At 70.9% G+C, this 19725-nt stretch carries 22 protein-coding genes; 17 read left to right on the top strand and 5 right to left on the bottom strand.

The features are described from left to right. Window positions 1–55: 55 nt before the first annotated feature. Entirely contained in the window at window positions 56–535 is a 480-nt protein-coding gene (locus tag ACQPZQ_RS35750; protein WP_433288332.1) for a protein-tyrosine phosphatase family protein, read from the bottom strand. Window positions 536–713: 178 nt separating this feature from the next. Here ACQPZQ_RS35750 and ACQPZQ_RS35745 point away from each other — a divergent pair, with 178 nt between their 5' ends. The 3 genes from ACQPZQ_RS35745 to ACQPZQ_RS35735 are packed head-to-tail and all read left to right on the top strand — an operon-like array spanning window position 714 to window position 5330. Next, entirely contained in the window at window positions 714–1637 is a 924-nt protein-coding gene (locus ACQPZQ_RS35745; RefSeq protein WP_433288330.1) for a fumarylacetoacetate hydrolase family protein, read from the top strand. After that, on the top strand, window positions 1634–3112 hold the full coding sequence (locus ACQPZQ_RS35740) for an aldehyde dehydrogenase (NADP(+)) (RefSeq protein WP_433288328.1): 1479 nt from the start codon (window positions 1634–1636) through the stop codon (window positions 3110–3112). The genes ACQPZQ_RS35745 and ACQPZQ_RS35740 overlap by 4 nt, the downstream gene beginning before the upstream one ends. A 22-nt stretch (window positions 3113–3134) precedes the next feature. Beyond that, window positions 3135–5330, top strand: a complete 2196-nt coding sequence (locus ACQPZQ_RS35735; protein WP_433288326.1) for an MMPL family transporter — start codon at window positions 3135–3137, stop codon at window positions 5328–5330. Window positions 5331–5348: 18 nt separating this feature from the next. Here ACQPZQ_RS35735 and ACQPZQ_RS35730 read toward each other — a convergent pair whose 3' ends face one another. Further along, entirely contained in the window at window positions 5349–5975 is a 627-nt protein-coding gene (locus ACQPZQ_RS35730) for a hypothetical protein (RefSeq protein ID WP_433288324.1), read from the bottom strand. A gap of 173 nt (window positions 5976–6148) precedes the next feature. Between ACQPZQ_RS35730 and ACQPZQ_RS35725 the strand changes: the two genes are divergently transcribed. From ACQPZQ_RS35725 to ACQPZQ_RS35715, 3 genes are read left to right on the top strand one after another with little or no spacing between them, the layout of a single operon-like run. Further along, complete coding sequence (locus tag ACQPZQ_RS35725; protein ID WP_433288322.1) at window positions 6149–7807, top strand: FAD-dependent oxidoreductase; 1659 nt, start codon at window positions 6149–6151, stop codon at window positions 7805–7807. Continuing rightward, the gene (locus ACQPZQ_RS35720) at window positions 7804–9249 is read left to right on the top strand and encodes an ATP-binding protein (RefSeq protein ID WP_433288320.1); all 1446 of its coding nucleotides are present in this window, start codon (window positions 7804–7806) and stop codon (window positions 9247–9249) included. The genes ACQPZQ_RS35725 and ACQPZQ_RS35720 overlap by 4 nt, the downstream gene beginning before the upstream one ends. 14 nt (window positions 9250–9263) lie before the next feature. Then, on the top strand, window positions 9264–9674 hold the full coding sequence (locus ACQPZQ_RS35715) for an OsmC family protein (protein ID WP_433288318.1): 411 nt from the start codon (window positions 9264–9266) through the stop codon (window positions 9672–9674). Window positions 9675–9695: 21 nt separating this feature from the next. On the opposite strand, the gene ACQPZQ_RS35710 is transcribed toward ACQPZQ_RS35715, so the two are convergent. Beyond that, window positions 9696–10322, bottom strand: coding sequence for an FMN-binding negative transcriptional regulator (locus ACQPZQ_RS35710; RefSeq protein ID WP_433288316.1), 627 nt, complete (start codon window positions 10320–10322; stop codon window positions 9696–9698). 189 nt (window positions 10323–10511) lie between these two features. Between ACQPZQ_RS35710 and ACQPZQ_RS35705 the strand changes: the two genes are divergently transcribed. The 11 genes from ACQPZQ_RS35705 to ACQPZQ_RS35655 all read left to right on the top strand — a co-directional run bounded on the left by ACQPZQ_RS35705 (window position 10512) and on the right by ACQPZQ_RS35655 (window position 17380). Further along, entirely contained in the window at window positions 10512–11033 is a 522-nt protein-coding gene (locus ACQPZQ_RS35705; protein ID WP_433288314.1) for a hypothetical protein, read from the top strand. A 555-nt stretch (window positions 11034–11588) separates the two neighbouring features. Continuing rightward, a complete protein-coding gene (locus ACQPZQ_RS35700; RefSeq protein ID WP_433288312.1) occupies window positions 11589–12218 on the top strand; it encodes a hypothetical protein in 630 nt (209 codons plus the stop codon). After that, a complete protein-coding gene (locus ACQPZQ_RS35695) occupies window positions 12211–13365 on the top strand; it encodes an SRPBCC family protein (RefSeq protein ID WP_433288310.1) in 1155 nt (384 codons plus the stop codon). Before ACQPZQ_RS35700 ends, ACQPZQ_RS35695 begins: the two co-directional genes overlap by 8 nt. 3 nt (window positions 13366–13368) lie before the next feature. Continuing rightward, a complete protein-coding gene (gene gvpJ / locus ACQPZQ_RS35690) occupies window positions 13369–13800 on the top strand; it encodes a gas vesicle protein GvpJ (RefSeq protein ID WP_433288308.1) in 432 nt (143 codons plus the stop codon). 144 nt (window positions 13801–13944) lie between these two features. Then, on the top strand, window positions 13945–14724 hold the full coding sequence (locus ACQPZQ_RS35685) for a GvpL/GvpF family gas vesicle protein (protein ID WP_433288306.1): 780 nt from the start codon (window positions 13945–13947) through the stop codon (window positions 14722–14724). A 4-nt stretch (window positions 14725–14728) separates the two neighbouring features. Then, window positions 14729–14959, top strand: a complete 231-nt coding sequence (locus tag ACQPZQ_RS35680) for a gas vesicle protein GvpG (RefSeq protein WP_433288304.1) — start codon at window positions 14729–14731, stop codon at window positions 14957–14959. A 111-nt stretch (window positions 14960–15070) separates the two neighbouring features. Beyond that, window positions 15071–15637, top strand: a complete 567-nt coding sequence (locus tag ACQPZQ_RS35675) for a gas vesicle protein (RefSeq protein ID WP_433288302.1) — start codon at window positions 15071–15073, stop codon at window positions 15635–15637. Then, the gene (locus ACQPZQ_RS35670; RefSeq protein WP_433288300.1) at window positions 15634–16137 is read left to right on the top strand and encodes a gas vesicle protein; all 504 of its coding nucleotides are present in this window, start codon (window positions 15634–15636) and stop codon (window positions 16135–16137) included. Before ACQPZQ_RS35675 ends, ACQPZQ_RS35670 begins: the two co-directional genes overlap by 4 nt. After that, complete coding sequence (locus tag ACQPZQ_RS35665; RefSeq protein ID WP_433288298.1) at window positions 16130–16897, top strand: GvpL/GvpF family gas vesicle protein; 768 nt, start codon at window positions 16130–16132, stop codon at window positions 16895–16897. The genes ACQPZQ_RS35670 and ACQPZQ_RS35665 overlap by 8 nt, the downstream gene beginning before the upstream one ends. Then, window positions 16855–17070, top strand: coding sequence for a gas vesicle protein (locus ACQPZQ_RS35660; protein ID WP_379660468.1), 216 nt, complete (start codon window positions 16855–16857; stop codon window positions 17068–17070). The genes ACQPZQ_RS35665 and ACQPZQ_RS35660 overlap by 43 nt, the downstream gene beginning before the upstream one ends. Window positions 17071–17086: 16 nt before the next feature. Beyond that, complete coding sequence (locus tag ACQPZQ_RS35655) at window positions 17087–17380, top strand: gas vesicle protein K (protein ID WP_433288296.1); 294 nt, start codon at window positions 17087–17089, stop codon at window positions 17378–17380. A gap of 66 nt (window positions 17381–17446) precedes the next feature. Here the strand turns inward: ACQPZQ_RS35655 and galK are convergent, their stop codons facing one another. Together galK and galT are read right to left on the bottom strand one after the other, a co-directional pair. After that, window positions 17447–18577 (bottom strand): galactokinase, encoded by a 1131-nt coding sequence (gene galK, locus ACQPZQ_RS35650; RefSeq protein ID WP_433288294.1) that lies wholly within the window; start codon window positions 18575–18577, stop codon window positions 17447–17449. Further along, window positions 18574–19662, bottom strand: coding sequence for a galactose-1-phosphate uridylyltransferase (gene galT / locus ACQPZQ_RS35645; RefSeq protein WP_433288292.1), 1089 nt, complete (start codon window positions 19660–19662; stop codon window positions 18574–18576). The genes galK and galT overlap by 4 nt, the downstream gene beginning before the upstream one ends. Window positions 19663–19725 lie beyond the last annotated feature (63 nt).

The following is a 19725-nucleotide window of genomic DNA, read 5'->3' as shown; positions in this document are numbered from 1 at the left end:
GCACTTCCGGCCGACAGGTCCGGACGAACACACCGCTCGCCCGGCGACTGCCGGCTCAGCCCGCCGGCTTTGCCGGGCGTTGCGTCGCGAACCACGTGATCCAACGGCGTTGGCCGGGTGTCTCGATCGCGTGGGGCCGGTAGTGCTCCCGGGTCCAGCGCACGGCGTCATCGGCCGGGTGGCCCGCGAGCACGGCCATGCAGGCGATCACCGTGCCCGTCCGGCCGTTGCCGCCGCCGCACGCCACCTCGACCAGCTCCCCGGTGCGGGCGAGCGAGTAGGCGTGCTCGATCAGCGCGGCGGCCGCCTCGTCATCGCGCGGGACGCGGAAGTCGGGCCAGTCGATCCAGTCGGAGGGCCAGTCGGGGCGCCACGCCGGTGCGCGGTCGAAGAACCGGCGCTTCGCCTCGGGCGGCCGGCCGAGGTAGAGCCCGTACGTGGGGGACGGCCCGGGCGGGACGGGTTTGCTGCGGCCACGCCCTCGTACCGGGGTTCCGTCGGGCAGTGCGATCGCGCCGTCGAGCTGGTCCGTCATCTCGCCATCCTGCCGTCGTGTGATCGACGGCTCAGCGCGGGGTGGCAGGCGCCTTGATCGTCACGAGAGCTGCGTACCGGTCCTTGTGAGGTGCGAACCCGGATCTCGTGGCGATCACCCCGATCCGTTGTTCGGGCAATACGATCCAGTCGGGGCGCCGGAGCTCCAGGAACCGGGGGTGCGCACGCGCATGGAGATCGTCCGCTACATCGAGCCGGGAGCGCAGAGCCCCCGCGTCGGTCTGCGCCGGGACGGCAAGGTGCTGCCGTTGCCCTGGGCCAGTGTCGCGGAGCTGCTGCGCGAGTCGCGGGACGAGCTGCGCGAACGGCTGACCGCGGCAGGAGACGCCGAGGTGGACGCGGACGCCGTCACCTTCCTGCCGCCCGTGGACGGCCGCACCGAGGTGTGGGCGGCGGGCGTCACCTACGAGCGCTCGCGCACCGGCCGCGTCGAGGAGAGCAGCGAGGCCTCCGTCTACGAGAAGGTGTACGACGCGGAGCGTCCGGAGATCTTCCTCAAGTCGGTGGCCTGGCGGGTCGTCACCGACGGCGAGCCGGTGGCGCTGCGCTCGGACTCCACCGTCGACGTCCCGGAGCCCGAGCTCGCGGTCGTCGCCAACCGGTTCGGCGAGATCGTCGGCTACACGGTGTGCAACGACATGAGCTCACGCTCCATCGAGGGCGAGAACCCCCTGTACGTCCCGCAGGCGAAGATCTTCAGCGGGTGCTGCGCGCTGGCCACCGGCATCCGGCCGGCCTGGGAGGTGCCCGACGCGGGCGACCTGGCCATCTCCGTGCGGGTGCGCCGCGGCGAGGAGGTCGTCTTCAGCGGCGACACGAGCACCGCCCGCCTGCACCGCACGCTCGACGAGCTGGTCGCGGCGCTCTTCGCGCCCACCGACTTCCCCGACGGGGCGATCCTCGCCACCGGCACGGGGATCGTCCCGGAACTGAGCTTCTCGCTCGCCGAGGGCGACCGGGTGGAGATCGAGATCGCCGAGGTGGGCACCCTGACCAACCCGGTCGTCCGCGGCCGCGAACCGATGTCGTGGCTCGTGGACGCTCTCGACCGACCGGACGCCAGAAGGAAGGCGCAGCTGTGAACGACACCACCCACGACGAGCTCGCCGCGGTTCTCGCCGCAGCCGCGAGTGCCGCCGCCCCGTTGGCCGCGCTGCGTCCGGCGGAACGTGCAGCGCTGCTGCGGGCCGCTGCCGACGCACTCGATGCCGCTGCCGACGAGCTGGTGCCGATCGCCATCGCCGAGTCGGCGTTGCCGGAGCCTCGGCTGACCGGCGAGGTGGCTCGCTCCAGCGGGCAGCTGCGGCTCTTCGCCGAGGCGCTCGAGGAGGGTTCCTACCTCGAGGTCATCATCGACACCGCCGACACTGACGCGGCGCCGGTTCCCCGGCCCGACCTGCGGCGCATGCTCGTGCCGCTCGGCCCGGTGCTGGTGTTCGCGGCGAGCAACTTCCCCTTCGCGTTCAGCGTGCCCGGCGGCGACACGGCCTCGGCGCTGGCGGCGGGCGCGCCCGTCGTGCTCAAGGCCCATCCCGGCCACCCCGAGCTGTCGCGGCGCACCGGCGAGGTGCTCGTCGACGCGCTGCGCGCCGCAGGCGCCCCCGAGGGAACGTTCGCGGTGGTGCACGGCATGGACGCCGGCACCACGGCCCTGGTCGACCCGCGGATCAAGGCCGCGGCCTTCACCGGTTCGGTCCGCGGTGGCCGCGCGCTGCTCGACATTGCGTCCACGCGTCCGGAACCGATCCCGTTCTACGGGGAGCTGGGCAGCCTCAACCCGGTGTTCGTCACGCAGGCCGCGGTGGCCGCGCGCGGAGAGGCGATCGTCGACGGCTTCATCGGCTCATTCACCCTCGGCACCGGCCAGTTCTGCACGAAGCCCGGCCTGATGTTCCTCCCCGAGGGACACGGGCTGGAGCAGCGGCTCGTCGAGGGTGCTCGCGGTGTGGGCGCGGCCGGGATGCTCAACGACCGCATCCGCGCCGGGCACGCCGAGGAACGCGAGAGGCTGGCCGGGCTCAGCCAGCTGCGCACACTCGTCCGCGGGGACGACGCCGAGGCCAGGGTCTCTCCCACGCTGCTGGCCACCACCGCGAAGGAGCTTCTCGCCGACCCGGACCCGGTGCTGCAGGAGTGCTTCGGGCCCACCTCGATCGTCGTCGAGTACAGCGGTCCCGAGGAGCTGCGCGCGGCGGCCGAGGCGTTCGGCGGCAACCTGACCGCCACCATCCACGCCGAGGACACCGACGCCGGGGCGTTGTCGCCGCTGATCGACGTACTGCGTGACCGTGCCGGCCGGCTCGTCTACAACGGCTGGCCCACCGGGGTGGCCGTGGCCTGGGCGATGCACCACGGCGGCCCGTACCCGTCCACCACGGCGTCGATCCACACCTCCGTCGGCGTCACCGCGGTGCGCCGGTTCCTGCGGCCGGTCTGCTACCAGAACACGCCGCAGGCCCTGCTGCCCGAGGCGCTGCGGGACGACAACCCCCTCGGCCTGCCGAGGCGAGTGAACGGGGTCGTGACCCAGGAGGGTTCGGGTATTCCTCACCCCTGATCCACCGGCCTGCTCCAACGACGTGAGCAGGCCACCCCGGCCACGCTGCTACCGCTGGCGACGACAGGCGGTGGGGATGGCGGGCGGGCAGGCGGTGTCGGTACGGATCGCGATGTGGAGCGCGCACCATCCCGCGCGAGCTGTGCTGGGGTGGGTCGCGTTCATCGTGCTGTGCGTGGCTGCGGGGGCCGCGACAGGCACGAACAAGGGTGTGGTCAGTGATTTCTGGATGGGTGAGGCCGGCCGGGCCGAGGCCGCGGCAGCCGCGGCCGGGGTCACCCCACGGTCCGTCGAGCACGTCCTGATCACCGCACCCGGCAGGTCGCTCGACGCTGCCGCTGCGGCGGTCCGGGATGTGCAGGGCGCCCTCCGGCAATCGCCCGGCGTCGCCGAGGTGGGGGAACCGGTCCGGTCGGCCGACGGCGGCACGCTCCGGATCCCCGTGACGCTCGCCGGCGACACCGAGACCGCCAAGAAGACCGTGCGCGGGGTCCTGGAGCGCACGGCGGCTGTGCAGGCCGCGCACCCCGAGGTGACGATCGCGCAGACCGGCAGCGCATCCGTCTCGGTGGGCGTCAACGACCAGCAGGGTCAGGACCTGGCCCGTACCGAGATGATCAGCCTGCCGATCACGTTCGTCGTGCTGCTCGTGACGTTCGGTGCGGTGCTCGCGGCCGCGCTCCCGGTGGTGCTCGCGCTGTCGGCCTTCGCCGGATCCGTGGGTCTCTACGGGGTGGCGTCCTGGGTCTTCCCGGACGCCGGCGGGGCAGCGATCAGTGTGGTGTTCCTGCTCGGGATGGCGGTCGGCGTCGACTACGCGCTGTTCTACCTCAAGCGCGTGCGGGAGGAACGCGCCCGCTCCGGCGACACGCTCACGCACGCCGCGGCCGTCGAGATCGCGGCGGCCACAGCCGGACGGTCGATCATGACCTCGGGTGTGGCCGTCATCGTGTCACTGGCCGGGCTGTACGTCGTCGATGACGTGATCTTCTCCTCGGTCGCCACCGGCGCCGTGCTCGTCGTCGCGGTGGCCGTGGCTGGTTCGCTGACCGCGCTACCGGCCCTGCTCGTCGGGCTCGGCGGCCGAGTCGGCCATCGCTCCATCGGCCGGCGCCGGGCCGCCTCGGACGGCCGGTGGAGCGCTCTGCTGCAGCCCGCGCTACGGCGGCCCGTGACGACCCTGCTGGTCGGTGCGGTGCTGACCGCGGCGTTGGCGTTGCCCGCTGCGTCGATGCGCCTGGGCAACGAGGGCAAGGAGACGTTCCCGGCCGGCATTCCGGCCGTGGCCACCTACAGCCGGCTGACCCAGGCGTTCCCGGACGAGGGTGCGCAGCACCTCGTGGTGGTACGTGCCGATCCCGGGCGGACGGCCGACGCGGCCGCCGGGATCGATGAGCTGGTGCGCCGCATCGGAGGTGGTCCGGCCCGGACGGTCTCGGCGGACGGAACCACGACCGTCCTCCAGGTGCCGGTCGGGTATCCGGAGAACTCGCTCGCGGCCCGCGCGTCGCTCGACCGGCTGCGCGCCGAACTGCTTCCCGCGGCGCTCGGCGGGACGGGCGCCGAGTACGCGGTCTCCGGCGAGGTGGCGCGCGGCGTGGACTACTCCGCGCACCAGGCCGGGCGCATCCCCTGGGTGATCGGGTTCGTCTGCGTGGCCACGCTGGTGGTGATGCTCGTGGCGTTCGGGTCGGTCGTACTTGCCCTGATCGGGGTCGTGATCAACCTGGCCGCCGTGGTGGGGGCGTGGGGCGGCCTGACGCTGGTCTTCCAGAACGACTGGGCGGAGGGGCTGCTCGGCTTCACCTCGACCGGGTTCATCGGCTCCCGGATGCCCCTGATGATTCTCGCGATCCTGGTGGGCCTCTCCACGGACTACCAGATCTTCGTGGTGAGCCGGATCCGGGAAGCTGTGCGCCGGGGAGTCCCGACGAGACAAGCCGTGCTGGACGGGATGGCGGCGTCGGCGAGCGTGGTGACCAGTGCTGCGGTGATCATGGTGTCGGTGTTCGTGAGCTTCATCTTCATCGACAGGATCGAGATGAAGCAGGTGGGTGTCGGACTCACCATCGCGGTGCTGTTCGACGCGGTGGTGCTGAGGATCCTCATCCTCCCGGCCGTGATGACGATGCTCGGCGAGCGGTGCTGGTGGCCGCGGGGCGGCTTGCCCACCCAGGACCTGTCCCGTCCGCCGCGAGCGCGGGCCGCCCGTACGTGACCACCGCGCGGCCCGTGGCTACGAACGCTCGTTGTGCCAGCGCCAGCTCGTGCGGCGGGGCCGGCCGGGGAGGGCCGTGCGTCCGGTGGCCCACAGCAGGGTCTCCCAGGCACCGGCGTCGTCGATCTCGACGTCGGGCATGAGCCGGGCGAGCACCCGGGCGCACACGTCGTCGTCGGGCCGCCACGCCACGCCCAGCCCGCGGGCGATGTCATGGGTGTGCACGGCGGTCTCCAGCACCCCCATCGCCGCGGACGCCTCGGCGTCGGCGAGCCCGAACGTGTGGCACGCCCGCACGTCGGGGGGCGTCACGGCGACCACCGCCGCGAGCAGCGCGCCGCAAGAGGTCAGCACCTCGAACAGGCCGTCCGGCCCTGCGTCGGTCTCGGCCTGCATCGTCGTGGCGTCGGCTCCCGGGCGCCGGGCCGCTCTCACGAAGGGGATGTAACGGTGCGTGACGCCACCGGCGAGCTGAGCGGCGTAGGCGAACAGGTCGTCGGCAACGTGCTCGGCGGTCTCCCAGCAGGTCCACTCCAGCCCGCCTGCCGGCACGGACCAGTCGCTGTCACGCCCGCTACGCAGCGCTGAAACGGCAGCGGCCACCACCTCGCGCACGTCATCCGCAGCGACCCCCAGTTCGCCCACGTGGAGATCCTAGTGCCGCCACCCGGAGCAGCATCCGGGCAAAGGGCCTCGCGGCGGGGCGTTCACGGGGATAGGTTCGAAGAGGCGTGTTCGCCGCCGGCGGACGCCGGCAGCACCACGCACCGTCGCGTGGGCATTATCGACGGAACGGCAATTTCGGCAGGAGCCCCCGAATGACCAAACCCGTCCTCATGACCGTGGACGACGACCCCGGCGTGAGCCGCTCCGTTGCGCGTGATCTGCGGCGCCGCTACGGCCAGGACTACCGCGTGGTGCGCGCCGAGTCCGGGTCGGAGGCGCTGGAGGCCCTGCGGGAGCTGACGCTGCGCGGCGAACCGGTGGCCGCGATCCTCGCCGACTATCGGATGCCCGAGATGAACGGCATCGAGTTCCTCGAACAGGCGATGGACGTCGCGCCGCACGCACGGCGAGCACTGCTCACCGCCTACGCCGACACCGACGCCGCCATCCAGGCGATCAACCTGGTCGACGTCGACCACTACCTGCTCAAGCCGTGGGACCCACCGGAGGAGAAGCTCTACCCGGTGATCGACGCGCTCGTGGAGACGTGGCGCGCCGTGGGCGTGCGGCCCGTGGAGGAGGTTCGCGTCGTCGGGCACCGGTGGTCGGCCGAGTGCTTCGCGGCCCGCGACTTCCTGGCCCGCAACTCGGTGCCCTACCTCTACTACTCGATCGACGATCCGGAGGGCGCCCGCCTGCTCGAGGCCGCCGGCGCCTCGCCCGAGGACGTGCCGCTGGTGATCACCACCGACGGCACGGCGCTGCGTTCCCCGTCCGACGCCGAGATCGCCTCGGCGTGCGGTCTCACCACCGACCCGGTGTCGGACTTCTACGACCTCATCGTGATCGGCGGTGGCCCGGCCGGGCTCGGCTCGGCCGTCTACGGCGCGTCGGAGGGTCTGCGCACGGTGCTGGTGGAGCGCCAGGCCACCGGTGGTCAGGCCGGGCAGAGCTCGCGGATCGAGAACTACCTCGGATTCCCCGACGGCGTCTCCGGCGCCCAGCTCACCGACCGGGCCCGTCGGCAGGCCGCGAAGTTCGGAGCCGAGGTGCTCACGGCCCGCGACGTCGTCGCGCTGGAAGTGCGCGGCTCGGCCCGCGTCGTGCGGTTCGGTGACGGCAGCGAGATCGCGGCGCACGCCGTGGTGCTGGCCACCGGCGTCTCCTACCGGAGCCTGAACGCACCGGGGGTCAAGGAGCTCACCGGCCGAGGCGTGTTCTACGGCTCCGCGGCCACCGAAGCGCCCGGCTGCCGTGGCGAGGACGTCTATATCGTCGGCGGTGCCAACTCCGCCGGTCAGGCTGCGGTGTTCTTCTCCAAGCACGCCGCCACCGTCACGCTGCTGGTACGCGGACCGAACCTGGAGGCGTCAATGTCGACGTACCTGATCAAACAACTGGAGGCGATCGACAACGTCTCGGTCCGCACCCGGTCGGAGGTCGTGGAGGCGAATGGTGACGGTCACCTGCAGTCCCTGACCATCTGCGACCGGGAGACCGGAGACATCGACTCGGTGAAGGCGGCGTCGATGTTCGTCTTCATCGGTGCAGCGCCGCGCACGGAGTGGCTGGACGGCGTGGTGGAGCGCGACAAGCGCGGATTCGTCCGCACCGGCCCCGACCTCGTCGTCGACGGGCAACGGCCGCCAGGCTGGCCGCTGGACCGCGATCCGTACCACCTGGAGTCGAGCGTGCCGGGCGTGTTCGTGGCGGGCGACGTCCGGGCCGACTCGGTGAAGCGTGTCGCGTCCGCGGTCGGCGAGGGAGCCATGGCCGTCACGCTCGTCCACCGTTTCCTGGCGGACCAGTGAGCACCCTGGAGGGGCGGGCGGGGGCCCACCTGACGTCGGAGGAACTGCGCAGCCTCTTCCTGTTCACCGACCTCGACGACGAGCAGCTCGCGTGGGTCGCCGAGAACGCCGATGTCATCACCGTGCCCGCGGGCGAGGACGTCGTCGTCGAGGGCGACCCGGCGGACTGCTTCCACGTGCTGCTGTCGGGCACCATCGCGATGAGCCGGGTGATCCAGGGCGAGAAGGTGGAGACCGGGCGCACCGACCAGCGCGGTGTCTACTTCGGAGCCGTCCAGTTCTACCTCCAGGACGAGACGGCCCGCGACTACGCGATGACGGTGCGCGCGCTCACCGACTGCACCGCGCTCGCCCTGCCGGCCTCGGAGTTCGCCACCGTGTTCGCCCGGTGGTTCCCGATGGCGGTGCACCTGCTCGAGGGCATGCTCCTCGGCCTCCGCCGCGGCAACGCCCTGGTGGCGGAGCGGGAGCGGTTGCTCGCACTGGGCAAGCTGTCGGCCGGCCTCACCCACGAGCTCAACAACCCGGCGGCCGCCGCCAGCCGGGCCGCCGACACGCTGCGCGACAAGGTCGCCGGGATGCGCGCGAAGCTCGCGATGATCGCCGACGGCAAGATCGCGGGCGATCAGCTGAAGAAGCTGGTGATGGCCCAGGACGAGTTCGTCAAGAAGGTCCGCAACGCACCTTCGCTCTCCGCGATCGAGGCCTCCGACCGCGAGGACGAGCTGGGCGACTGGCTCGACGACCACGGCATCGACGGCAGCTGGGACCTGGCACCGGTCTTCGTCGCGGGTGGCCTGGGCGTCGAGGACATGGACGCCGTGTACACGGCCACCAACGAGACCACACTCGAGGGCGCGATCCGCTGGCTCGCCTACACCGTGGAGACCGAGAGCCTGCTGCGCGAGATCCTCGACGCCACCACGCGGATCTCCAACCTCGTGCTCGCGGCGAAGCAGTACTCGCAGATGGACCGGGCTCCGCACCGCTTCATCGACGTGCACGAGGGCCTCGACGCCACCCTGGTGATGTTCGGGCGCAAGCTGGGGGAGGCGAAGGGGATCGAGATCGTCAAGGACTACGACCGCTCGCTGCCGCTGATCCCGGCCTATCCCGCCGAGCTCAACCAGGTCTGGACCAACATCATCGACAACGCGATCGATGCCATGGACGGGTCCGGCACGCTGACGGTGCGCACCTCGAAGGTGGAGGAGTGCGTGCTCGTCGAGATCGGTGACACGGGCCCGGGTATCCCGCCCGAGGTCCGGAAGCGGATCTTCGAGCCGTTCTTCACCACGAAGCCCGTGGGCCGGGGCACCGGGCTCGGCCTGGACGTCAGCTACCGGGTGATCGTCACGCGCCACCACGGTGACCTCGCGGTCGAGTCGCAGCCGGGAGACACGCGTTTCCGGGTGCGCCTTCCGATCACCGAGCAGCCCTGAGTGCCGCGATGACCATGCAGATACCCCTCGCATCGGCGGACGCGCGGCTGGCGGCAACGGAACGGCGGGCCGTCGAGGTACGGCTCGGCCCGCACGAGGTGGTGTCCGACCACGCCGACGACGGTCCCGGCGAAGGCCCCACCCCGTTGGAACTGCTCGCGGCGTCGCTCGCCGCGTGCAGCGCCATGACCGTGCGCACCCATCTGGAGCGCGACGGCGATCCGGGCGACATCACGGTGATCGTCACGCTGGACGCGGGGCCGCCCACTCTGTTCTACCGGCGGGTGCAGCTCGGGTTCCGGCTCGAATCCGACGAGGCCCACCGCCTCGCCGACGCGATGGAGCGTACGGAGGTGACGATGATGCTGAAGCCGGGGTTCAGCATCCGCACCCAGATCGAGCACGCCGGAGAACCGCTGGTCTGACCCCTGCCTGCCCCGCCGCCTTCAGGCGGGGCGGCGGGCATTCTGCACCGCGGCGGCGGTGTCGGCGTCGCCGCGGGCCCGGAGCCCGGCCACCACGCCGTCGACATCGGCGGGCGGGCGGTTCTGGCTCATCTTCACCTTCGCCTCCACGCGGTTGATCACCACCTCGACGCCGACGATCGCGCGCAGCTGCCCGGCCACGAACGCCGCAGGCGCGTCGTCGACCGACCACGGCGGCTGCTCGGCGGACTCCTGCAGCGCCGTCAGCCCGCGGACGTGCGCGTCGAGCCATCCGGGGTCGTCGTGCGTCCGCAGCTCCCCGTAGACGTGGGCGGTGAGGTAGTTCCACGTCGGTACGACGCGGCCGTGCTCGGCCTTGGACGCGTACCAGCTCGGCGTGATGTAGGCGTCCGGACCGTGCACGATCACCAATGCCTCGCCGATCGGCCGCTGCCGCCACTGGTCGTTGTTGCGGGCCACGTGACCGCGCAGGACACCGTGCTCGCCCTCGTCGGGATCGAAGACGAGAGGCAGGAACGTGGCCAGCATGCCCTGCTCCGTCACCGTGATCAGGTCGGCCGCCTGCCCCCGGGACAGCAGTTCCCGCACAGTGGTGTCGTCAGCGGCGAAGTGGGTGGGAATGTACACGTCAGCCAGTGTCCACTTCGGTGATCACTGCCGGTGCAGGAGCCCTCTTCAGTGCGGAAACGTCGCGAGTTAATCGAGTGGGAAACCGCCAGGAAATAGTCGGATCAGCGGTAGCGCGAGGGCCGAGGTTGATACGCGGTCCGCCACGGTCTGCACCGCGAGTCGCATCCGGGCCGGGTAGAAGCATCGGTGGACGGGTATGCGGCGGAAGCGGTCGCAGCATGCGTCACGCAGTTCTGCGTGTGCGGGGAAGTGGCCGAGGAGGGGGCGGGGCTGATGGTCGAGACGTTGAGGCGGGCCGCGCCGGCGGCTTCCGCCGGTATCACTGCCAACCCCACCGAGGAAGCGCTGGAGGAACTGAAGGTCAGCCTCCGCCGGCTGCTCGCCACGTTGCTCGACCGGGCGCTCGGAATCGCGCTGGACAAGGTGGAGACCTTGGCCACGAGTTTCGACGAGATCGCGGCCCGGGGCGGGGTCCCGGTCAGTGCACTGTTCGGCGGCCTCCGGGCCAAACTTCAGGGCCGCAGCCCGATCTGGGGTGCGATTCGGGGTGCGTTCGCAGCGCTGAGCCCCGGGGTCAAGGCCTTGGTCATCATCGTGCTGGTGCTCGCGTTGCTGCTGCTCCCGGTCACCGTCGTGCTGCTTCTGCTCGCGCTGATCGTCTTCGCCATCTGGGCGGCCGTGCGAGCCGGCAGCCAGGGACAGAACTGACGGCGAAACGCGGTGGCCCCAGCATGGCTCCGGACGGCCCCATCGTGACCTTCGGCCGCCGGCGCAGTGGCGACTGCGTCCGGCGGGCGCACCGATGCTCCGTCCGGCAAGAGTGCCGAGCGTCCGGTGGCACTCAGGCCGACGCCCGGTTCGGGCCGCGCTCTGCGACGCCAGGGCTGTGGCGTGATCCGGTCGATCCAGGCGGCACGCAGGTGGGCGAGCGTCGTCAGCGGAGCTCGCACCGGCGACCGCGGGCAGCGTGGTTGCTCGGTCCGTCCATTGTCGACATGACGGTAATGCGGTCGACGACAACGGGTTGCGCCAGCAGGGTGCCATCCCTCGGCGGTGTCGCCTACGCCGAACGGCTTAATTTCCGGGTGATTCTTCCGAATAGGCCAGACGGGCGTGTGTGCGATCTTCCCTCGGGGTAGTCGCTGTGGCGGTGGTCGGGGGCGCGAATTGCGCAGAAATGGTCTCGGCGAGTTGGTGTGGCTCCGCGCCATTCGCACAGGCGTCGAGCACCCGACAACCGCGACCACGGACAGAGGAGATCCAGTGAAGTGTGGAGCCCGAGTAGCCCTCGGTGTTGCGGGCGGCTACTTCCTCGGACGGACCAAGAAGATGAAACTCGCCCTCATGCTCGGCGGAATGGCCGCTGGGCGGCGGGCAGGGGGTCCTGGGGAACTGCTGCGAACCGGTACGAAGCTTTTGAACAGCTCCCCTGAGCTGGCACGGCTCACCGACGAGGTACGGGGCCGGCTGCTGGAAGCGGGCAAGGGTGCCGCGTTGGCAGTGGCCGCCCGGCAGGTGGAGTCGCTCACCGACCGGGTCGGCAAGCGTGTGGAGTCCCTCGGCGACGTCGGCGTCCCGAGTCGCAAGCGACGCGCGGAGCCCGAGGACGAGCACGACGACGAGGAAGCCGAGCGCGCCGACGTCGATGACGAGGCCTCGCAGGCAGAGGACGAGGACGAGGAAGAGGCACTACCGCCACGCCGGGCGCGGCCGCGGGCCCGCACGGGCAAGGCGGCACCCGCCCGCGGCGGCAAGACCGCCGCCGGCGCGACGGCAACCCTCAAGCGGACCGCTGGTTCCGCGTCGGGCGCCACCCGTGCCGCCGGCAAGGCCGCAGCCGGCCGCAAGAGCAGCCGGACACCTCGTACCCCGCGGAGCGATGGCGATGGCTGATGCGAAGGACAAGACCAACCTCACGGAAGCCCTGCCGACCGACGCGCTGAGAGACGCCGGCCAGCGCCTGCTGGGCCTGCTCGTCCAGCGCGCGGCCGAGGCGGCGACCGACCGCGTCTCCGGCTTGTCCGAGCGCCTGACCGGCGTGGCCGACAACGGCGGGCAGGGTCTGCGGACCGCGCTCACCGGCCGGGAGCGCGACGATGACGACGATGACGACGGCGAAAAGCGCCCCGGGCTGTTGAAGCGAGGGTTCGGCGCCCTCAAGGACAAGATGAAAAACGCCTTCGGCGGCGGCGGTGGAAATTCGGGCGGCAAGAAGAAGCTGAAGGTCACCGTCATCAGCGAGAGTCAGGACATCAGTCTGCCCTTGCGCACGTGCTACGACCTGTGGACCCAGTTCGCCGACTTCCCGACCTTCATGAAGAAGGTCGAGAGCGTGGAGCAGGCGTCCGACGAGAAGCTGAACTGGAAGGCGCAGGTCTTCCTGTCCCACCGCACGTGGGAGGCGACGATCGTCGAGCAGGTGCCCGACTCCCACATCGTGTGGCGCTCGAAGGGTGCGAAGGGCCATGTCGACGGCGGGGTCAGCTTCACCAGCATCGGTCCCAACCTGACCCACGTGGCGCTGATCCTGGAGTACTACCCGCAGGGCCTGTTCGAGCGCACCGGCAACATCTGGCGCGCTCAGGGCCGCCGGGCCCGGCTGGAGTTCCAGCATTTCCGCCGGCACGCCATGAGCCACGTCCTGATCCACCAGGAAGACGTCGAGGGCTGGCGCGGCGAGATCCGGGACAGCGAGGTCGTCAAGACCCACGAGGAGGCCCTCGAAGAGGAGGAGAGCGCCGAGCAGCCCGAGGAAGGCGCCGAGGAGGACACCGGCGAGGAGGCCGCCGAGGAGCAGCTGCCCGAAGGCGAGGAAGAAGAAGAGGAAGAAGGCACTGAGGAGGCGGCCGAGGAGGAGCCCTACGACGAGGACGAAGAGCCGTACGAGGAGGAGGACGAATACGAAGACGAGGGCGACGAGGGCGAAGAGGGCGACGAGGACCTCGAAGACGAATACGAGGACGAGGACGAGGACTCGGGCGACCGGGTCGACGAGACAAGGGAGCCGGTCACGGCTTCCCGATCGCGACGGGGGCGGTAACCCATGACAGTGGCAGCACAGAGGGGCGGCGGCGGCGGTGGTGTCGTCGAACGGGGCGGTGGCGCCGGCGGAAGCGGACTCGCGGACGTCGTCGCACTGATTCTCGACAAGGGCCTGGTCATCGACGTGTTCGTGCGCGTCTCCCTGGTCGGGATCGAGATCCTGACCATCGACGCCCGGGTCGTCGTGGCGAGCGTGGACACATTCCTGCGATTCGCGGAGGCGACGAACCGCGCCGACCTGTACAGCAAGGGCGCCAAGCCGAAGGACCTGGGAGAGCTCGCGCAGAGCATCACCGAGGGCGGTGCCAAGGGAAAGACGTCCGGTGCGCTCGACGGGGCCGTCGACAAGATCGGGGAGCTGATGAGCGGAGGGCGTGAGGATCGAGAGGAGGCGCCACGCCGGCGCCCTCGGCAGCGGGAGCGTGACGCATGAGCGAGCTTGCGAGCGAGTCAGTGTTACAGCGCCGTCGCGAAGCGTCGGCCGAGTGCAGCGAGGGCGAGCGATGAGCGAGCTTGCGAGCGAATCAGTGTTACAGCGCCGTCGCGAAGCGTCGGCCGAGCGCAGCGAGGACCAGCGATGAGCGATCTGGTGAGCGACGAGCCGGTCGAGGGCGCGGAGGAGCAGGTCGTCCCCGTGTACGTCTACGGGCTGATCCGAGTCGGTACACAGATCCCCGACGACCTTCCGGGACTCGGCCCGTCCGGTCGGGTGTCGGTGGTCGAGCACGGTGACATCGCCGCGATCGTGAGCGACATCCCGCTCGACCGTCCACTCGGCACCCGCAACGACCTGCTCGCGCACGAGGCAGTGGTCGACACCGTGGCGGCCAACGATGCCGTCGTCCCGATGCGGTTCCCAGCGGTCACCGCGGAGGATGCCGTCGTCGAGGAGCTTCTCGCGCCGAACGAAGAGCATTTCCTGACGGTCCTCGACGAGTTCGAAGGCCGGGTGCAGTACACCCTCAAGGGCCGATACGTCGAGGACTCGGTGCTGGGCGAGGTGCTGCAGGGCAACTCCGAGATCCGGGCCCTGCAGGACAAGATCAGCGAGCTGCCCGAGGACGCTTCCTACTACGACCGGGTCCGGCTGGGTGAGCTGGTGGTCAAGGTGCTCGAGCAGCAGCGCGAGCAGGACGGCGCGCAAATTCTGGACCGTCTCGAACAGTTCGCCGTGTCGATCGTGGAAAACCAGCCGGGGGCGCCCGAGGACGTGGTCAACGCGGCCTTCCTGGTGCAGCGCGATCGCGTGCCCGAGTTCGACGACGCGCTGGAGAACGTGGGCCAGGAGCTCGATGGCCGGATCAAACTGCGGCTGCTCGGGCCGCAGGCGCCGTACGACTTCGTGCCGGCTGAGTGATCTTGTGGGACTTGTAACTGGTCTGCTCGGCCTGCCGCTGATACCTCTCAAGGGGGTCCTGTGGCTGGCCGAGCAGATCCAGGAGCATGCGGAGGAGCAGTACTACGACCCGGTCCGCATCCGCGCGGAGATGGAGCGGGTCGACGAAGCCCGTCGCACCGGTGAACTGTCCGAGGAGGAGTGCGACGAGCTCGAGAACGACCTGCTGCAGCGGCTGATGCACCGCCCGCAGTAGGGCACAGATCAGCTGGATCCGTCCCCGATCCGCTGTCCGGGTGCCGCACAGCCGGATGGATGTCACGATGTCCGACCGACACGTCATGGCCCCGCGAGGGATGGAGCCGAAGTGACCGACGATGAGCAGGCTGCGCCGCGCCGGATGCGCCGAGCGCGCAGCGGGCGGCAGGAGCAACGCTTGTCGTCCGCTGCCCGGGAGAAGGTGCGTCGCCGTCATGCACCCGAAGAAGAGGACGACGAGCTGGAGGACGACGAGACAGATGACGAGCTAGAAGACGAGCCCGAGGATGAGCTAGCGGACGAGCCCGAGGACGAGCAGGAGCGCCGCCCGCGGCCGCGTCGAGAGCCCGCTCCTCGACGACGGGCACGACCCGCCGCCGAGCGCAACGGGCACGAGGAACGGGACGAGAAGCCCATCCCGGCTTCGGTGGCGGCCCGGCTGGCAACCAAGAACGTCGTGGAGTTCACCGGGCGAGACCTGGAGAACGTGGTCGCGATCGAGCGCAGGGACGGTGACTGGTACGTCGACGTCGAGGTCGTGGAGAGCCACCGGATCCCGGACACCACCGACATCCTCGCGATCTACCAGGTGCGTCTCGACGGCAGCGGTGACTTGCTCTCGTACAACCGCACCCGCCGGTACTCGCGTGGTCAACTGGACAAGGAGAGCCGATGACTTCGGGTGGACTACCCCTGCCCAGCAGCCGTGCGCGTCCCCCCGAACCCCGGCAGGACTCGACCAACCTGGCCGACATCCTCGAACGGGTCCTCGACAAGGGGATCGTGATCGCCGGCGACATCCGGGTGAACCTGCTCGACATCGAGCTGTTGACGATCAAGATCCGGCTCCTCGTGGCGTCTGTCGACAAGGCGAGGGAGATCGGCATCGACTGGTGGGAGCACGACCCCACGTTGAGCTCCGGCGCAGGCCGAAATGATCTCGCCGAGGAGAACCGGCTGCTCAAAGCACGTATCGAAGAGCTGGAGGCAAGCAACGCGGCCGAGCTCGACGCCGGCTCGCGCACCTCGGAGCGAACGCTCGAGGCGGCTCTGGACGACGACGAAGAGGAAGAGGAAGAGGAAGAGGAAGAGCCTGCCGAACCGCGGCCACGTGCGAGAAGGTCCGCGCGCAGACCGGAACGGACGACCGAGCGACGGAGCCGTCGCGATGGCTGACTCCGTCGTGTACCTCTACGCCGTCACCGACGCCCCGGCGGAAGAACCGGCCGACGAGCACGTGCTCGCCGGGGTGGACGGAGTGCCGGTGCGCCGGATCGTCTCCGGCGACCTCGCGGCCGTGGTCAGCTCCGTCGACCCCACGCGGTTCAGCGAGGAGGCGCTCAGGCGCAGCCTGGAGGACCTGCAGTGGTTGGAGCGGATCGCGCGTGCCCACAACGCCGTGGTCACCGCGGTGGCCCGGTCGGGTCCGGTCGCGCCCGTCCGGCTGGCCACCGTCTACCTCGACGACGAGAACGTCCGCAGGCTCCTGGACGAGCGTGCCTCGGAGTTCACCGCCGCGCTCGACCGCATCCGGGGGCGTGCCGAGTGGGGGGTCAAAGGCTTCGCCGTCCGTGCGGAGGCGGACACGTCGCCGCAGGCGACCGAGGAGTCCAAGCCCGGCACGGCCTACCTGATGCGCCGGCGCGCCGAGCGCGACCGCGCGGCCAGGGGACTGCAGGACGCCGCGGAAGCTGCCGAGGCGGTGCACCGGGCGGTGTCGGCCGTCGCCGTGGCGAGCCGCCGCTACCAGCCGCAGGACCCGCGCCTGTCCGGCCGTCGGGAAGAGATGGTTCTGAACGTCGCCTACCTCGTGGACGAAGCCGGTGCCGAGGTGCTGCGTGGGCTGGTCGAGCGGCAGCAGGGGGAGAGCCTGCGGCTGGAGCTCACCGGGCCGTGGGCGCCGTACTCCTTCGCCACCCTGGAGGAGGGGCCGTGAGCGTGGTGCCTGACCGTGATGTGGCGCTGGTCGACCTGCTCGACCGGCTCCTCACCGGCGGTGTCGTGATCACCGGGGACATCACCATCTCCCTGGCCGACGTCGACCTGGTGCATGTCTCGCTCCGCGCCCTGATCAGCTCCGTCGAGACCCTGATGGAACGCGAACCCTGACATGGAGGTGAACGGTGTGGCGGAGCTCCCGGCGCGCCTGCCGCTCGACCCTGACGCCGTGGGCCGTGACCTCGGCAGGCTCGTCCTCACGATCGTGGAGCTGGTGCGCCAGCTGATGGAGCGCCAGGCGATCCGCCGGGTCGAGATGGGCGATCTCCCGGACGAGACGGTCGAGCGGCTCGGGCTCGGGTTGATGCGCCTCGAGGAGGCGATGACCGAACTGCGGGAGCACTTCGGGCTGCGGGCCGAGGATCTCAACATCGACCTGGGCCCGCTGGGCCCACTGCTCCCTCGCCAGGACCGCGACTAGGCGAATGATCGTTACGAGATCCGGCGATCGGCCCTCGCGAGGGCCCGAACCCAGATCTCGCGGCGATCATCTCACCCGTTCCGCCCCCGCCGACGGCTGAGCCTCGCGGATCTCCGGCTCCCGGTAGCGAGCCTCCGCGAACGCCGCCCGGACCTCCGACGCCACGGCGTCCTCCTGCTCGACGGGAACCAGCGCGATCGCCGAGCCGCCGAACCCGCCGCCGGTCATCCGCGCGCCGAGCGCCCCCGCTCGCCGCGCGGCGGAGCAGGCCAGGTCGAGCTCGTCGCAGGACACCTCGTAGTCGTGCGCGAGCGACGCATGCGACGCGTCCAGCAGCGGGCCGATCTCGGGCAGCCGGCCCGCGTCGAGAAGTTCGACCGTCTCACGGACCCGCGCGATCTCCGTGACGATGTGGCGCGCCCGCGGGACGAGGTCAGGATCCAGCGTCGTGACCTCGGCGAGCGTGGCATCGCGGAGGCTGGGCCTGCCGAGCGCCGCCGCCGCCTTCTCGACGGCGGCACGGCGCATCCCGTACTGCCCGTCGGCGAGCCGGTGCCGCACCCGGGTGTCGATCACCATGAGGACGAGCCCGTCGTCCGCAGGGGCGAACGGGACCGCCCGATCCGTTCCGTCGCGCATGTCGAGCAGGAGCGCGTGGCCTGCGACGCCCAGCAGCGACGTGGCCTGGTCCATCCCGCCGGTGGCCGCGCCGACCACGTCGTTCTCCGCGCTGATACAGGCCGCCGCCAGGGCACGACGACCGGACGGGGTGTCGCCCAGCCCGAGTCCGAACAGCTCGTCGACGGCCAGGGCGGTGGAGCACTCCAGGGCCGCCGACGAGGACAGTCCGGCCCCGAGTGGGACCGTGTCGGTGACCAGCAGGTCGATCCCGCCGATCTTGTGCCCGGCCTGCCGCAGCGCCCACAGAACCCCTGCGGCGTATCCGGCCCAGCCGTCGGGGGAGCGGGGGGCGATCTCGTCGAGCGTGCCGCTCCAGGAGTCCTGCTCCGCGAGGCTGTGCAGCCGGACGCGGTCGTCGTCGCGGGCCGCGACCTCCACGACCGTGCGCTCGGCGATCGCGAACGGGAGGCAGAGCCCCTGCGCGTAGTCGACGTGCTCGCCGATCAGGTTGACGCGGCCCGGCGCGGCCCACCGGCCGTCGGCCTCGCGGCCGAAGAGTTCACGGAAGCCCGTCATGTCGTGCCCACTTCGCGTAGCCGCTGGGCGATCCGCTCCGGTGCGGCGTCGTTGATCCAGGCGCCCGCGCCCGATTCGGACCCGGCGAGGTACTTGAGCTTGCCCGGCGCCCGGCGCAGCGAGAACAGCCGCAGGTGCAGCCGGGTGAGGTCACGTCCGGTGTGGACGGGAGCCTGGTGCCACCCCGCGATGTAGGGCGGCAGCTCGCCGAAGTACCGGCTGAACCGCTGCAGCAGGTCCCGGTAGAGCACGGCGAGCTCGTCGCGCTCCGCGTCGTCGAGGGCAGCGAAGTCGGGAACGGCCCGGTGCGGTACGAGGTGCGCCTCGACGGGCCAGCGCGCCGCCGCGGGCACGAACGCCGTGAAGTGCCGGCCCTCCAGGACGATCCGCGTGCCGGCTTTGCGCTCGCTGTCGAGCACATCGCCCATGAGGTCGCGCCCGGTGCGCTGGCGGTGCTCCGCGGAACGCGCGAGCAACTGAGCGGTGCGCGGGGTGACGAACGGGTAGGCGTAGATCTGCCCGTGCGGGTGCTCGAGGGTGACCCCGATCTCCTTGCCGCGGTTCTCGAAGGGGAAGACCTCGTCGATCCCCGGCATCGCGGAGAGCTCGGCGGTGCGGTCGGCCCAGGCCTCGATCACGGTGCGCACCCGCTCGACGGGCAGCGCAGAGAAGGACGAGTTGTGGTCGCTCGTGAACAGCACGACCTCGCACCGCCCCACGGCCGGGCGCTGCGGCCACAATGGGTTGCCGTCGACCTCCGGCGCGACGTCGACCGCGATGTCCTGTGCGAACGAGGGGAACCGGTTCTCGAACACCACCACGTCGTAGTCGGACGCGGGCACTTCTGTCGGCTCGCGTCCGGGCCGCGTCGGGTCGAGCGGGCAGTGCTCCGCCGGAGGCAGGAAGGTGCGGTCCATCCGGTGCGCCGCGATAGTCACCCACTCGCCGGTGAGCACGTCGAACCGCATGATCGACCCGTGCTGCACCGTCGGGAGATCACGCGTGTCGGGCACCACCCGGCTCGCGCCACCGCTGACGTACGGCTCGGTGTCGTCGAAGTAGAACAGCTCGCGCCCGTCAGCCATCTGCGCTTGCGTGCGCCGGACCCTGTGCGCCGTCGAGGACCCGCTCATCGCTCGCCCTCGCTG

Source organism: Pseudonocardia sp. CA-142604, assembly GCF_050948475.1.
Taxonomy (GTDB): Bacteria; Actinomycetota; Actinomycetes; order Mycobacteriales; family Pseudonocardiaceae; genus Pseudonocardia; species Pseudonocardia alaniniphila.
Note: the sequence above shows the minus strand (reverse complement) of the source record. Positions and strands in the feature narration are given on the sequence as shown.